Source organism: Streptococcus sp. X13SY08, from assembly GCF_001182825.2.
Classification (GTDB): Bacteria; Bacillota; Bacilli; order Lactobacillales; family Streptococcaceae; genus Streptococcus.
In genome coordinates this window covers 243,988-260,139 of the sequence record NZ_LFYO02000002.1, presented here as the reverse complement: position 1 = coordinate 260,139, position 16,152 = coordinate 243,988, and the positions used below count along the sequence as shown (strand labels likewise).

Annotated in this window: 11 protein-coding genes and 5 pseudogenes; all 16 read right to left on the bottom strand. The window is 41.4% G+C overall.

Translation table 11 applies throughout. From position 1 onward, the window contains the following. Positions 1–2: 2 nt before the first annotated feature. Positions 3–932 carry a glycosyltransferase family 2 protein gene (locus AEX56_RS01915; protein ID WP_049617693.1) on the bottom strand — a complete coding sequence of 310 codons (930 nt, stop codon included), beginning with the start codon at positions 930–932 and terminating at the stop codon, positions 3–5. Beyond that, positions 929–2,077: a beta 1-4 rhamnosyltransferase Cps2T gene (cps2T, locus tag AEX56_RS01910; protein ID WP_049617692.1), complete on the bottom strand. Its 1,149-nt coding sequence runs from the start codon at positions 2,075–2,077 to the stop codon at positions 929–931. The genes AEX56_RS01915 and cps2T overlap by 4 nt, the downstream gene beginning before the upstream one ends. Positions 2,078–2,167: 90 nt before the next feature. Beyond that, a pseudogene (locus tag AEX56_RS01905) lies at positions 2,168–2,955 on the bottom strand (SDR family oxidoreductase). A 70-nt stretch (positions 2,956–3,025) separates the two neighbouring features. Beyond that, a pseudogene (locus AEX56_RS01900) lies at positions 3,026–4,002 on the bottom strand (dTDP-glucose 4,6-dehydratase). A 329-nt stretch (positions 4,003–4,331) separates the two neighbouring features. Beyond that, positions 4,332–4,718: pseudogene (locus tag AEX56_RS01895) on the bottom strand (phosphoribosylanthranilate isomerase); the annotation flags it as partial. Between the two features lies 1 nt (position 4,719). Beyond that, positions 4,720–5,313, bottom strand: coding sequence for a dTDP-4-dehydrorhamnose 3,5-epimerase family protein (locus AEX56_RS01890; protein WP_049617691.1), 594 nt, complete (start codon positions 5,311–5,313; stop codon positions 4,720–4,722). Beyond that, positions 5,313–6,182, bottom strand: coding sequence for a glucose-1-phosphate thymidylyltransferase RfbA (rfbA, locus tag AEX56_RS01885; RefSeq protein ID WP_049617690.1), 870 nt, complete (start codon positions 6,180–6,182; stop codon positions 5,313–5,315). Before rfbA ends, AEX56_RS01890 begins: the two co-directional genes overlap by 1 nt. A gap of 221 nt (positions 6,183–6,403) precedes the next feature. Next, a complete protein-coding gene (locus AEX56_RS01880) occupies positions 6,404–7,000 on the bottom strand; it encodes an LPXTG cell wall anchor domain-containing protein (protein ID WP_131542096.1) in 597 nt (198 codons plus the stop codon). Positions 7,001–7,861: 861 nt separating this feature from the next. Next, on the bottom strand, positions 7,862–8,626 hold the full coding sequence (locus AEX56_RS01870; RefSeq protein ID WP_049617687.1) for a ZIP family metal transporter: 765 nt from the start codon (positions 8,624–8,626) through the stop codon (positions 7,862–7,864). 94 nt (positions 8,627–8,720) lie between these two features. Further along, a complete protein-coding gene (locus AEX56_RS01865) occupies positions 8,721–9,515 on the bottom strand; it encodes a Nif3-like dinuclear metal center hexameric protein (protein ID WP_049617686.1) in 795 nt (264 codons plus the stop codon). After that, a complete protein-coding gene (locus AEX56_RS01860; protein WP_049617685.1) occupies positions 9,509–10,192 on the bottom strand; it encodes a tRNA (adenine(22)-N(1))-methyltransferase in 684 nt (227 codons plus the stop codon). The genes AEX56_RS01865 and AEX56_RS01860 overlap by 7 nt, the downstream gene beginning before the upstream one ends. Before the next feature lies 1 nt (position 10,193). After that, positions 10,194–10,865, bottom strand: coding sequence for a DnaD domain-containing protein (locus AEX56_RS01855; RefSeq protein ID WP_049617684.1), 672 nt, complete (start codon positions 10,863–10,865; stop codon positions 10,194–10,196). Positions 10,866–11,195: 330 nt separating this feature from the next. Beyond that, positions 11,196–11,714: an adenine phosphoribosyltransferase gene (locus AEX56_RS01850; protein ID WP_049617683.1), complete on the bottom strand. Its 519-nt coding sequence runs from the start codon at positions 11,712–11,714 to the stop codon at positions 11,196–11,198. A gap of 128 nt (positions 11,715–11,842) precedes the next feature. Next, a complete protein-coding gene (locus AEX56_RS01845) occupies positions 11,843–12,205 on the bottom strand; it encodes a TIGR02328 family protein (protein WP_049617682.1) in 363 nt (120 codons plus the stop codon). 24 nt (positions 12,206–12,229) lie between these two features. After that, a pseudogene (recJ, locus tag AEX56_RS01840) lies at positions 12,230–14,397 on the bottom strand (single-stranded-DNA-specific exonuclease RecJ). Positions 14,398–14,600: 203 nt separating this feature from the next. Continuing rightward, positions 14,601–16,080, bottom strand: a pseudogene (locus tag AEX56_RS09325) (phospholipase D-like domain-containing protein). Between the last annotated feature and the right edge of the window lie 72 nt (positions 16,081–16,152).

Genomic DNA, 16,152 nt, shown 5'->3' with positions numbered 1-16,152 from the left:
TTTTACTCCTTATAGGCAAATTTTGTCACAATCAGACAGGTAAATACAAAGGTATGAAATGCCTTATTTTTTTGCAAACCATATTTTTTTAAAGTCTTAAATCGCTGCATCATCCCTTGATCCATAACGGTCACAAAAGATTCTATGACTTCTCTTTTTTCTTTGGACAATGGCAGAGCTAAAAGATGGCGGGCTTGCGTCTGGCTACGTTTGATTAAATCCCAATACATGGAAAATAACAATTGCGGGCGTAACCATTTATACATTCGTTTAGACCAAGTACGCGCTCCCAACACATTATTGTCATGTTGGCGATAGAGCTCCGTTGGCACATCAATATAAACCAGCTTCCCAAATGCGGTCGCTAGCAACGCCAAGTACCAGTCATGCATGAGAATGTCATCTGTCTCATTCCATAACTGTGCTAGAGCATAGTTGATCATCGCGACACCACCTGTTACGGTATTTTCGGTTAGCTCTTGCACCAATTCAGTATTGGCATGATCGGATTGTGTACGAATCATACTCTCGCTCAAGACTTGTAAGTCTTGGTCCACCACCTTTAAGTCTGTATAAATCATCAGTGGTTCTTCATCCAAATACAAATCTGCTTCATCCAAAGCTAGTTGAATTTTTTCAGACAACCAGATATCGTCTTGGTCACTGAAGAAATAAACATCTGCTTCCTCGTACTTTATCAAGGCATAGAAACTTTTGATTACACCAAGATTTTCCACTGTTTTTTCATTAATCCAGCGAATGCGATCATCTTCGTTTACAAATCGCCGAATGATTTCATGCGTTGCATCGGTTGAACCATCATCGCGAATCAATAGATTCCAGTCAGTAAAGGTTTGCTCTTGAATACTCTTGATTTGCTCTGCTAAAAATTGCTCACCATTATAGGTGGACAATACTATATTTACTTTCATGATAAAAATAAGTCCTCGTATTGGCGGACAATTTCCTCCCAAGTGTAGCGGCCTTGCATATGTGTCTTGGCTTTTTGACCCAAGTCTAGTCTTTCTTCTTGCTGATCAACTTTGTCAATCAGAGTCGATAAAGAGCCACTAGCCTTGTCCCAATAATGAACTGCATCCAAGGCAACTTTTTTATTGAAGTCAACTCCTAAAATCAAATTTTCATTGGTCTGAGCAAGAGCTTCTAAAAGACTTGGATTGGTCCCACCGACTTCATGACCATGCACGTAAGCACGCGTTTCCTGTCGAAGATATTTGAGCAAGTTCTGGTCATAAACCGTTCCAACAAATTTTATACGCTCATCCTTTTCAAAGCCAGTAGCTTCTTTCAACGTTTCAAAATAAGCAGAACCTTTATGATTGCAGACAATGACCAAATCACGCCGAGTCTGAGACCTCATAAACTCACGAATAATCGTTTCATAATTATTTTCAGGGACAAATCGACCAATAATCAGGTAATAACCTTTTTCTTTCAAATTCCATTTTGCAAAAAAGTCACGAACTTGAGGGCTTTCCTGATGTAAGTTAGTCGGTGATAAGTCTGTCCCATAAGCAATGAAAATTGTTTTTGACCAAGGATAGGCTTTTTGGATATAAGACTTAATCCCTTCATTATCTGCGATCACCAAATCTGCATACTGGGTCACCACTTTTTCAGAATGCTTGAGATAGGTTTGTACAGGTTTAGACCACTTAGCCCGCTTCCATTCTAAACCATCTGGATTGACAAAAAGTTTGCCACCCACTGCATGAATTTTCTTGGCAAATGGCGCAATAAAGGCGCCAATGGTATTCCCCAAAATATAAAAAATCGGCTGCGCAATGGCTTCTTTTTTTATCAATTCTAAGGCATAGGAAATGGCCATCATATCATATGCAATGACGCGGGCTGGTCCTAGTTTTGGAGGATTGATGGTGAAACAATCGGCTCCTTTATAAGTTGTATGTTGATGGTGGCTAGTATCTGAAAGACAAGCCACATGATAGCGAATGTGGTTAGAAACCTGATGCGAAACGAGCTGCTCTACAAAAGTCTCAAACCCGCCATATTGAGCAGGTAGGCCACGGCTACCAATAATAAATATATGTTTCATAAATGTTCATTCTAAAAAATGTAATCAGATTATTATACCATATTTCAACTTCAAATCATAGAAAAAACGGGCTTGCACCCGCTTTCCTCTCTATTTTTGTCCTTGCTTGTCAAATGCTTCCAAAGCTTCTTGCCAAGTTGGGATTTTAAATCCTGTTGCTTTTGCTTTTGCCAAACTCATGGTTGAGTTGAGTGGACGTTTTGCCTTAGCAGGAAATTGATCAGACGAGACAGGGTTGACTGTCACATCTTTATCTTTCAAGATTTCTTTAGCAAAATCATACCAAGAAATACCTTTGTCAGAGTCATTTGATAAATGGTAGTAACCAAATGCTTGCTTGCATTGACAACACCTAAAGTGTCACGTGTTTCTGTCAAATTCCGCATAGTAAAGACAAAGTTTTTACCGTAGTTACCAAATACCCAAGCGGTACGCACAGTGTAAAACTTATCAGCATATTTTTCAACTGCTTCTTCACCCAAACGTTTGGTACGACCATATTCTGTTTGTGGATTGGCTGGCTCATCTACTTCCAACTCTAATCCAACTGGTTTTTGACCTTCAAACACATAGTCCGTTGAAATATAAACCAAGGTTGCACCGTATTTTGCTGCCGCTTTGGCTACATTTTCAGTACCCGTGACATTGATTTTGTAGTTGAGCTCTTTACTTTCATCTTCTGCTGCATCCACCGCTGTATATGCCGCACAATGGTAGACGATGGTTGGTTTTACTTCCGCAAAGAAAGCATCCACTTTCTTGCTGTCTGTAATATCCATTTCTGCTACATCAGCTGCTACATACTCTACACCACGCTCATCCAAAAGATAACGCAACTCTGTACCTAACTGACCATTTGCACCTGTAATTAAAATCATAGTTGACTCCTTTTAGTCCTGTAATTCTATTTCATTATATCAAAAAATAGCCATTGAGGCTATTTTTGAGTTATTTAATAACATTCTGAGTTTTAGCGTAATTTGCTTCAACGGCTTCTTTCTCAGCTTTCCACCAATCTTGGTTTTCTGTGTACCAATTAATAGTTTCTTGCAAGCCTTCTGAGAAGTTAGTAAATTGTGGTTCCCAACCAAGTTCTTCACGAAGTTTGGTTGAATCGATTGCGTAACGCAAATCATGTCCAGCACGATCTGTGACATGGTCATAAGCATCTTTGGGTTGACCCATTTTTTCAAGGATTAACTCGAGAACTTCTTTGTTGTTTTTCTCGCCATCAGCACCGATAAGGTAGGCCAGTCACGGACATTTTTACCTTCGCCATAGAGCTTTGGTTTGATCCCTGCCAAAATGTTAGTGATTTGACGTGGAATAAATTTCTCAATATGTTGGTATGGTCCGTAGTTATTTGAACAGTTTGAAATGGTAGCTTTCACACCAAATGAACGCACCCATGCTTTTACAATCAAGTCAGATGCTGCTTTTGTTGATGAATAAGGCGATGATGGATTGTAGTTGGTTTCAGCAGTGAATTTTTCACCTGGTCCTTCACCATGTCCTGGCAAATCTTCACGCAAAGGAAGATCACCATAAACTTCATCCGTTGATACATGGTGGAAACGGATATCATATTTACGAGCAGCTTCCAAGAGGGTATAGGTTCCAATAAAGTTAGTGTGAATAAATGGCCTTGGATCGTTGAGTGAGTTGTCATTGTGACTCTCTGCCGCATAGTGAACAATAGCATCAGCTTTAGCAGTCAATTGGTCAACCAATACAGCATCCGCGATGTCACCAACAACCAATTCAACACGGTCGCCTAAAATAGATTCGATATTGGCTTTGTTGCCAGCATAAGTGAGCTTATCAAGGACTGTCACATGCACGTCTGGATGATTGTTATAAACATAATGCACGAAGTTTGAACCGATGAAACCAGCGCCACCGGTTACGATGATATTTTTATACATAAGATACAAAGGGACATTTCGCTTGCGAAAAATTCCGTTGAAAAATAGGAAATCTGATGAAGACGACCTACGTCTAGGAAGATTTCTCTTTTTCCTAGGATTTTAGTCCCGTGTTCAGTTCAAAAGATAAACTGAACATTCCTTTCTTTAATTTCTTTATAGTTTCCTTAGGTAGGGGAGGATGTCAGCAATTCATGACTAAATTTGGAGACCTTAGTCTCAAAACCTCTGCATGATTACCTACTAGTAATCATGCACTACGGCGGAAATTATCGCTCATGGGCTCGCTTTGCTCGCCTAGTTATCTAACAATTGTTTCAAATAATCTAGATTTTCAGGTATTGTTCAAGGGTTGGAAGATAGAATGACACGCCATCCTGCGCTTCCACTTGCAAATATGCCTGCGCACTCAGGGAGGGAATTGATGCCACCAAACTCAACCGAAAGGTCTTTTTTTGAAATGCATGTTCACGGCGATCAACTAGGTGATAACCATAACCTAAATCTTCCATGATTTGGTTAAGATCATCAAATTGGTAAATGCGACCTTCATCAGGTGCTTCCCAACCTCGAGGATCGCTAGGCACGTGGATATCAATATCCTGTGGATGAAAAGTCTCGCCCGTACGAATTTCTAACCCAAGACTCCCCATCAAAAGAGGTGTAATGCCGATTTGATTGAGCCGCTCTGCAATTTCCAAAAAGCTGCTAAACATGTTACAAATTTTCTTTCTTCAAAGGTTTCACATCTTTGAGAAGTGGGTGATTTTTATCTGCTTCTGACACTTCAGCTTCTGCCAATTTTTCCCATTTGATACCAAGCGTTTCGTCGGCATAGTTGACAAAGACATACTTAGGTTTGAGTTCAAGCGCCCAGTAGTCGTTGACAAGATAGCTATAAGAAACCTTGTCCGAAAGAACTTGGAAGCCATTAGCGACACCGCGTGGCACAAAGATACCTTTAGAGGCATCAATAACCGTTTGATAAACATTCCCAAAGGTTTCTCCCTCACGGAGGTCAACCCATGAACCTAAAACTTTCCCTTCATCAGCTACAGAAATGTACTTATCCCAAGGCTCTGCATGGAGACCACGAAGGACATTTTTGCGAGAAAATGACACGTTATTTTGCAATTTTCCTTCTGCAAAAAAGCTTTCTGGAAAACCTAGCGGCACCATTTTTTCTTTTTGGAAGTTTTCTTTAAACCAACCACGGTTGTCACCACGAACAGGAATATCGAATTCTAACAATCCTGGAATAGCATCAATCTTACGACAAGCTAATTCTTTATCAAAAAATTGTTGAGTCATTAGGCTTCTCCAATCAAACGTAGCAAGTACTGTCCGTACTCATTTTTCTTCAATGGTTGTGCCAATTCAAGGACTTGTTCTTTTGTGATGTAGCCCATGCGATAAGCAATTTCTTCTAAGTTGGCTACTTGTACGTTTTGCAGACGTTGTACTGTTTCAATGTATTGCGCAGCTTCAAGAAGAGATTCGTGAGTCCCTGTATCTAACCAAGCAAACCCACGTCCCATGAGTTCCACGGACAAATCACCGCGTTCAAGATAGGCCTTGTTGACGTCTGTAATTTCGAGTTCTCCACGAGGTGAAGGTTTGATACTTTTAGCGATTTCAACAACATCGTTATCATAGAAGTATAAACCAGTCACTGCAAAGTTTGATTTTGGCTCTTCTGGTTTCTCTTCAATAGAGATAGCATTCATATTGTCATCAAACTCAACCACACCAAAACGTTCTGGATCTTTTACTTGGTAACCAAATACAGTTGCACCAGATTCTTTTCTAGCTGCACGTTGAAGCATTTTCGTCAGACCATTTCCATGATAAATATTATCACCAAGGACAAGTGCAACACTGTCGTCACCGATAAACTCTTCACCGATAATAAAGGCTTGCGCAAGTCCATCTGGACTTGGTTGCTCTGCATATTCCAAAGAAATACCAAGCTCTGAACCATTTCCAAGCATATCTTTGAAGCGTGGCAAATCTTGAGAGGTAGAAATAATCAAAATTTCTTTAATTCCTGCCAACATCAGAGTTGATAGGGGATAATAAATCATGGGTTTATCATAGATGGGCATGAGTTGCTTTGATGCCGCACGCGTCAATGGGTAAAGACGAGTGCCTGAACCACCTGCTAAAATAATACCTTTCATGTCAAGGACTCCTTTTTAATAAATCACTTGATTATATCATACTTTGGAAGTGATGTCACGGACGAGAAAAAGCCTGAGCCAAATGTGACCCAGACCTTTCAAGAGGAGATTGAACAGAAATAGGTATCAAAAAAACAGTTTTCAAGTGCAACATCAATTTTTCAGATTACGCCCTAGACTCTTTAGTAGCTGACGTCTTTTGAAGCTTTTTCTTAACTTCTTTAAAAAGTTACAAATACACCAAATAACAAGCTGACCCCTGCCCAGACTAACGCAGGCAGGTTTTTAACACCCGTGTTTGGGAGTGCTCCTACTTTAGCACTTGGGCCATCAACCGAAACAGTTCTCGTCATATCACCAGCAGTAGATTTATTTTTTTGAGATTGGACTTTATCATTAGGAGTTGGTAGTTTTTTCTGCGAGTTGGTTTTAGTTGGCTTCGTTGCAGTAGCTGATAAAGATGAGGAGGGCAGTGTTTCGAATGATGTACTAATATCCGTCGGCGTTGGGGCAGTAAGTTTTGCTGGCTCCTGCGGTGCTACCGGTGGAATTTCTTCTTCCGTAACTACTGGTGCAAGAGGTAAAGCCAGCTCTTTCGGTGCTTCTTTTGGAATTTGCTCCTCCGTGGAAACAGGCGGCTGAACTGTCTGTTGACTTAAATCTACAGTGAGTTTTTCTGTAAAATCAAGACGATTATCATTTGGATTTCCTCCGCCTTGAACATACTGTTTAACAGTGTAATATCCACCGAAACCAAGCCTCAAATAGAGGTGATTTTTCGCCCCTTCTCCTGTTTTTACTTTGATTGTATAGGTCAATGGTCCATTATTTCCACGTCTATAATAAGCAGCAGAAACGTTTGAAACTTTATGGTCGCTTGTTACAGAATAGAAGCCATCATCCCCAAGAAACTCTCCCCCCCCCGAAGGGTACCACACCGTCAGTCGGAGTGATTGTTTCTACAGTGCTTGTCTTGTCCGTACCCACGCCAAGACCAATATATATATATATATATTATCTTTCGTAGGACCAAATTCAATATTAGCATACGGGTCAACCTTAACTGTATATATCAACGTTTTCGTCTCTGGACTATAGGTGTAGGTAACGCTTTGTAAAGAATGACGTTTAGCCGGCGAACTAGGAGCAAATCGCAAATCAACTTCCCCCGACACTCCTTTTTCCTGTTGCTGTGTCGTTACTTGACTTGGCTCCTCTGCATATGTTTTGGGATTTGTTGTTATAGTTGTTCCGCAGAGAAGCATCGTTAGCAAGAGAAATTTGTAGTAACGCTTCTTTGGTATTCGGTGTAAAATGGAAGGTCACTGTTTAAGCCGACTGTATTTCCACACCAATTGAGAGCGATTGAGATACTGTTTTTGAAACATAAATGTTCCTCCTTTTTACTGGACGCACCTATCAGTTTCTGGTCAAATAAATATGACACCGTCCTCTAGGCACTGTCTTTATCTATTCTTTTCCAAATATCTAACATTCTCAGTCTATCCTATTCTTTTTTAATTTTCAACAAAAAACAATCCATTTTGTTCCGCTGTAACAGTTTGTTTTATGGTCTCTAATCATTTGATTTTTTGTATTATTTTACCTATCTTATAATAAAGAAAATTGCTCTACACCAGCATTCAACAAAAAATGCTCACGTATTTGTGAACATTTTCTTATCCTAATGCAACATCCAAAATCATCATGATGACAAAACCAGCCATGAGCCCTAAGGTCGCTAAATCTGTATTGCCATTGGTCTGAGATTCGGGAATCAATTCTTCCACAACAACAAATATCATCGCACCTGCCGCAAAAGACAAAGCGTAAGGTAAAATCGGTGTCATCGCGATGACGGCGAATGCACCAATGACAGCTGCAATGGGCTCCACAACCGCTGACATAGCCCCCCAGAAGAATGCTTGCTTCCGAGATTTGCCATCTGTTCGAATCGGAATCGACAGAGCTGCACCCTCTGGGATATTTTGCAGGCCAATCCCTATAGCCAATCCAAGTGCACCGATGTAGGCGGCGGTCGTATAGTTGTTGGCAAAAAATAGCAAAGCAGTCTTGGACAAACGTTTCCTTTCCTTGGTACCTCCACCTTCAGCATCGGCTTTTTCCTTGTCCAAGTGCAAATGGGGTACCACTGCATCAATAAATCGCAGGAAATAACCACCCAAAAGAGAGCCAACCGCTGCTGGTATCCAAGAAAACTTACCATAAGCCGGCTCTGCATACTCAATGGAAGGCGCTAAAAGCGACCAAAAAGAGGTGGCAATCATGACGCCTGCCGCAAATCCCATCATGACATCCAGCAAACGACGACTGACCCTTTTAAAGAAAAACACAATTGCCGACCCTACAATCGTACAGGACCAAGTAAATAATCCAGCCAGCAAAGCTTGTAAAATAACAGATTGATGCTCAAACCAAGACATGAAAAACTCCTTTATGTACTTTCCAGCTTACCTTATTTCCATTTATATTTCAAGCAAAATAAAAATGCAACCTACGGTCGCATTTTCTCTATGATTAGATGTGTCTAAATGGATTAGTCGAAACGGTTGAGGCAAAGATATCAATATCCCAATGTTCTTCCCTTTTCCATTGCTCCAATTTTTCAGCGATTTTTTTAACAAATAAAACCTCGATATGGTGCCCTGGATCAATTGCTAACAGTCCCTGCGTTAGCATTTCCTGTCCCGTATGATAGTAGATATCGCCTGTAATATAGACATCAGCCTTTTTTTTGAGGGCATCTTTATAGGAGCTGTCCCCACTACCACCACAGATAGCCACTCGGTTCACATATTGCTGCGCTTGATGGCTGTAGGTTACTAAGCGTACCGTCTCTAAACCGAACGCTTCTTTGACTTTTAATCCCAATTCTTCCAAAGTCTGCTCTGCTATGTTCCCAACACGACCAATTCCTTGGCCTACAGCAGTTTCATGGAGAACTTCCACATGTTGGATGCCTAAAAGTTCACAAAACCAGTCGTTGAGTCCTCCCTCCACTACATCAATATCTGTATGACTAACATAGACAGCGATATTGTGCTGGATTAATGTTAAATAAATCTGGTTTTGCAAATCATCCGATATCAGATTTTTCAAGGGACGAAAAATAGGTGCATGCTTGACGATAATCAGATCAATTTTTTTCTCGACAGCTTCAGAAACTGTTGTTTCACGGATGTCGAGCGCCACCATAATACACTTAATTTCTTTATTCAGTGTTCCGATTTGGAGTCCAGACACATCACCTTCCATAGACAAAGTCGGTGGACAAAATGCTTGATAACGATCAATGACTTGACTAGCTAACATGAAAGTACCTCCTTTATATCTTGGATTTTTTGAGAAATAGCTGCGCGTTCCTTCTCGTGATGCTCTGGTACTTGAGAAAGGGCATAGCTTAATTTATCTGCTTCCTTAAGCCATTTTTTTCTGAAAACAGGCGACGCTTCCTGACGGAGGAATGGTCCAAAACGCAAGTCCGTCAGCGACAGCGACATCGGACCTGACTCTGCTACCAAGATTTCATAAAGCTTGTCATTTTCCTCTAAAATGTTCTCTGCGACGAGTTGATAGCCATTTTCTTGTAACCAAATCCGCACATCATCCTCACGGTTATTAGGTTGTAAAATCAACCGTTCAACACCGAGCAACTTATCCTTTCCAGTCGCCAAAATCTCCGCAATCAAACGACCACCCATACCGGCTATGGTTACGACAGTAATCCGATCCTCAACTTCAACAGCTGCAAGACCATTTGCCAAACGCACTTGAATCTTGTCTGATTGATCAGCCGCAGCGACATTTGCTTTAGCTGACTGGTAGGGAGCTTGCACCACTTCACCTGCAATAGCAAAATCCAGCCAATTTTTTTCTACCAAAAAAAGAGGGAGGTAAGCGTGATCACTCCCTACATCTACTAACCTCGCTCCCTTGGGAACAAAATTCGCGACAACTTCCAGTCGCTGTGACAATTTCGTTTTTTCCATCCTAGTCTTTCCAAAGATTCATGGCCGCCAGAAAATCATCAGACGGCTCCAAATTTTGTGATTGTTTCGCATCGCGTTCCGCATTTCGTGCTTCCACTTGTGCAGGAGTCGTGATGCCTTCTCGACGCCAATTACGTAAAATCGCTTGAATATAGCGCCAGTTGGTTTTATTGTTGAAGACTGCTTCACGCAAGGCTGTACGGACCAATTCCACTGATACATGATCTTCTGAAATAGTCTTTTGCAAGTCCTCAATTTCAAACGGTGACAAGAACCGACTTAATTCCCGTTCAAAATCACCGACCAAATCCTTGACAGAGTTAGTCTCAAATGGTTTTGGCTCTTGGTTTTGTTCTTCTAACTCATCCAGTAGACTCAAAGCTGGCAAGGCATCAAAAATGACTTCGATTTCGCCACCAAGGTTGATGGTCTTGTATTCCAATAGACCTTTTTCTTGTAACATTTCAATGGAGCGATTGACTTCTGCTACCGTTTTCCCCGTCGCTTGAGCAATCTCGCTGGGCGCAAGAGACTCCAATTGGCTGGTATTCTGTAAAAAGAAAAATTGCCAGATCAGATAGTCATCTGCCGACGGAAATAATTCTTGAAAATGAAACAATAAGGCACTTGGTAGAACCAAGTTACCAGATTGAAATTGTTTTGAATAGGTCATAATTCCTTTTACCTTATCCTGTCTCACCTTGTAAGCTAGCTGAAAATGCTTATTGAAACAACCCAATTATAAACCGTTTGTCGGTAAACTGCGTCGTTGATCTAACTACTGAAAAACTGCCTTCCTGACAAATTCCCATAAGAAAAAATCACAGCTGTACTTATTCTCTTTTTAACCTTAACCAAAAGACATCTAATTTTTAGAAACAAAAGGAGGAAATCCAGAAGGACTCCCCTTCTCCAACTTAAAACAGTGCCCTACACTGTTTGTTTAGGACAAAGCTACGGCTTTTCCTATCTCCAACCTAAAATAGCCTATCCGTAGACTGTTTTAGCCAGGGAAATTCATAAGGACCTTTGTATCGTAGTTGCCAATCATATCGCGTCCGTTGAGACCATCCAACTCAATGATGAAGGCACAGCCTGCGACAATTCCGCCAAGTTTTTCGATGAGCTCGATCGTTGCTTTGACCGTTCCTCCTGTTGCCAAGAGATCATCAACGATGAGGACACGTTGTCCTGGTTTGATGGCATCAGCATGCATGGTCAATGTATCCACACCATACTCTTTTTCATAATCAGCTGAAATCACTTCGCGTGGCAATTTACCTGATTTACGAACTGGAGCAAAACCGACACCCAATTCAACTGCGACGGGACATCCGATAATAAATCCGCGTGCCTCAGGTCCCACGATCATGTCAATTTCATGATCACAAGCGTATTGTGCAATCTCACGTACTGCATAGCTATAAGCTTTGCCATCTGCCATCAAAGGCGAAATGTCACGGAAGGTAATACCTTCTTTAGGATAGTTTTCAATTGTTGCAATGTATTTTGTTAAATCCATAATGTTTATCCCTAGAGCTATTTCTAGGAATATTCCTTTCATTTCTGACTCATGCAGTCAAAATAATATTACTCTTCATTATATCAAAAAAATGTGGGCAGGTCTAATGACGACTGCCCACATTTTTATTAGAGAAAAATTCCCTTTCCACACAGATTCTCCAAACATTCTTGGAGGTAGGCTTTGTCATGTTCAGGATATATCGGTTGGGTCAAGGGCAGAGCTTCCAAATCGCTATAAGCAACTTCTTTCTTCCCACGATAAGTTGCCTCTTTCCAAAGCTCATCAGGCTTGTACCCACATTTTTCCATCTCCTGCATGACCAAGAGATGGTAATGATAGAGCTTATATGGAGAATGTGCAAATACATAATCAACCGTCGCATGTGGACGTCCCCATCCCGCACCACGTAAAGCTGCACATTCACGGTGCTGACCGAGTAATTGTTGACGTGGTAAGCGTTGGATTAAATCTTGGTGCCAAAGTCGCATCCTTTACTCCTCATTTTTCCTTTATTAGTCATCCTTTTTCATCAACCACTCATAGATTTCCTGCGGTGTCGCAAGTGCCATGCGTTCTTGATAAATCACCGTTTGCTTGAGTTCTTGGTAAATTTGGCTCTCTGAAATTTCTCGTCTTTCCGCTTCCTTATTGACCGTCATGACGCCATCTGTAATGGTCACAAATCCTAACTCTGCAAAAATTTGAATCATTTTGATCAAAAGTGATTCTTTTATTTTTAGGAAATGACTGAGCTCTTTCAGCTTGTAACGGACATCGAACTGAGGAAATTGATAAATGGTTTTATAGAGTTTAGCAAATTGTTCTCGCGTGCCGTGGCCATCTAGATAATAAGGTGTCACAATCTCATTTTTAAAATAAATAGCTTCAAAGTCATGTTTTTGGAAAATCTGACGCAAATCAGCTGGATTTTCTGGAACTTTTGCGATGACCACAGATTTTTCTCCCGTTAAATCAGGTATATATTCCCCGTCAAGAATAGGGACACTGGCTGGGAGCGCAGCATTTTTCGCCCGAAGATTATATAGCTGAATTCCTGTCACACGCGCATCTTCCAGCATGAGCTGGAGCGTTGTTGCCCCATTCCAAGTGTTGACCGACAAGCTAACCGCAAGCTCTAGGCCTTTGACCTGAGAAAATTCTGTCGCTAGATGTCCTTTACCAAAAGCGACCACGTCGAAAGCGGCCTTGCCCTTCTTGATACGGAACTTGAGGTGGAGAGCGGTTTTGGATAATCCATACCATAGGGTCTGAGACGTTCAAACGCCTTCACCGTATCCAGAGTTAATTCCTCCAAGTCCAATTCTTCGTCCAACAGCAAGGTTCCTTTTTGTGGATTATCCAAGCCATTTTCCAAAATATAGGTTGACAAAGCATCCGATAACTGAGCCAATTTTTCCACTTCCAAGGTCATCCCAGCCGCACCAGCATGGCCCCCAAAAGCAATAAAAAGATCAGGATGTTCAGATAAGGCATCAAAAATATTGACAGACTCAATCGAACGAGCAGAACCTTTAGCACGTCCATCCTCAATGGACAAAACGATGACTGATTGATGCAATTCTTCCAAGAGGCGACCTGCAACAATACCTAAGACGCCGGAATTCCAGCCCTCATACGCTAAGACTTGTGCTGGTTTACTTGTATCAATCATAGCTTTGGCTTGATCATAAATCTCTTGCACCACAGTCTTGCGATCGGTATTTTTTTCATCAATCATGAGCGCGATAGCTTGAGCTTCTTCTTCGTCAAAGCCAGTCAGCAAATCTATGGCAGGATTGGGATCATCCAGACGACCAAGAGCATTAAGGCGTGGCGCGATTTGAAAAGCAACCACTTCTTCATCCAAACTATCCCGCTCAATTCCAGAAATCCGCATCAATTCTTGTAAGCCCACTCGCTCCGTATGCTTGAGCATATTCAATCCATACTTGACCATGATACGATTTTCGTCCGTCATGCTGACCATATCTGCGATAGTCCCAATAGCAACCAAGTCCAATAGTTCAACCTGAACTGTTTCCAACAAGGCACAGGCTAACTTAAAGGCCACTCCACAACCAGCCAAGTGCTTGAAGGGATACTCACTTTCAGGATGCTCTGGATGGATGATAGCGTAGGCTTCTGGCAAGATTTCTGGCAGGGAATGGTGGTCGGTCACAATGACGTCTACTCCTCGCTCCTCAGCATAACGAATAGCCTCGTGTCCCGCTACGCCATTGTCCACGGTAACAATCAATGATATACCCTGCTGCTCAATGAAATACTTATAAACTGACTGATTGGGCCCATAGCCATCTGTGAAGCGGTTGGGTAGATAGACCTGACACTCCGCGCCTAATTCTTCCAATGCCTCTTTCAAAATAGAGGCTGACGTCATCCCATCCGCGTCATAGTCTCCATAAATAAGAATTTGCTCATAATTTTCAATAGCACGACGAATTCGCTCGACTGCCTTGTCCATATCATGTAATAAATAGGGGTCATATAGATCCTCTAAAGAGGGATTCAGGAACGCCTGCAATTCCTCAATAGTCTCCACTCCACGCTCATAAATCAGCTGAGCTGCTAGCACGTCCAAGCCTTCTTTTTTGGCTGCTTTCAAAAAATTCGTATCGGCAACCTTGTCGTCCAATTGCCACTCATAAGATGATTGAATCACTCTCTTCTCCTTCGTTCAAACATTCCCATTATACCAAAATTCCACACAGAAATTCCATTTTATCGACCCCCTTCGCACAGTTGAGTGGGCATAAGAAGCGGACTTCTCACTATATTTCACGCTATCTAGCCACTGCATCTTATCTTTAAAATGGGATAAAAACAGGAAGCTAGGACTTTTGTCCCAGCTTATTATTCCTTTTCTTAAAATAGCGGAGCAAACATAGCAATAAGGGATCCTGCTAAGCGCTTGTGCCAAGGATAGTTGTTTCGAAAATCTTCCAGTGTAATCTGTTCTGAAACAGCAAAGGACGTCTCAAAATCCACCAAAATATCCCAGAGGACTTGCTTATGATTGTAAACATACAGTCCGCATTCAAAATTGAGATAAAAACTACGAAAATCCATATTGACCGTGCCCACAGTGGCTTTTTTGTCATCTACCAAGACGACCTTAGAGTGGACAAACCCTGGTGTGTATTCGTAAATTTCAATTCCACTTTCCAAGTAGGTCTCAAAATCCACACGAGCTGCCAAATATGCCGACTGCTTATCGTAGATATGAGGCAGGAGCAACTTGACCTGAACGCCACGCTTAGCAGCATAGGTCAAATTGTCAATCATCTCATCATCCAAAACCAAATAAGGCGTCATGATATAGATATAGTCCGTTGCAGATTGAATCATATCCAGATAAACTCGCTTCGCTACTTCATCCTTGTCGAAAGGATTCTCCCCATAGGCCAGAAAGAAACTATCCTTGTCAACAATTTCCTTTTCAGATTCTAAATGTTCCTTCAGATATTTAAGGTCATCATTTTCTGTTTTTTCATTGAAATTCCACATCTGCAAAAACATCAGCGTGAAATTGGCAACTGCCTCGCCTTTGACCATAATAGCTGCGTCTTTCCAGTGACCAAAGCGTTCTTTTTGATTGATGTATTCATCGGCTAGGTTAACCCCTCCTGTAAAGGCAACCCTGCCATCTATGACCGCAATTTTGCGATGGTCGCGGTTATTTTGAACTGTAGAAAGCGCCGGAATAATTTGAGAGAAGACCTTGGCTTTGATCCCAAATTCTCGCAAAGATTTATAGTAGTTATATGGCAGGAGCATGAGAGAATTGCTGCCATCATACATAAAGCGCGACGATGTAGTATTCCATGAAGATGTATTTTTCCGCCTTACGCAATTCTTCAACAAGAGCCTCAAACTTCGCTTCCCCTGATGGAAAATACGTAGCATCCGAATTTCCATGAAGAGCATAGCCCACATGCTGACTCATGTAATGTGCCAACTTGAGCTGATCCTTGTCTTCTTTTTCTAAAACACTTAGTAATTTTGACGAGGTATGACCGTACTGGCGCAACTTTTCTGCCTGCTTTTGAAAATTCTTACGATAGCGTCTAGTTTCGATATTGGACTGCAAAATAAAGTAAAAGAGGGCACCAAAAATGGGAACACCAATGATAAAAATAATCCAAGTTAACTTAAAACTGGCATTCATTGGGCGATTCACAATAGAAATTGCCACGATGATTGAGAAAATTTGCAGAGCTAACAAGACGGCAGGCATCAGTAAAGCGGCATAGGTCACTCCAAAAAAGATGGCTAAAACCGTGACCGCCAATAATAACAAAATAATAAAGGTTCGGCTATAAATCAAATGCCATATTTTTTCCATACATCTCATCCTTGTTGGGTATTTGGATTATTATAGCAAAAATCAACAGAAAAAGGGAGCCAAAATAGCTCC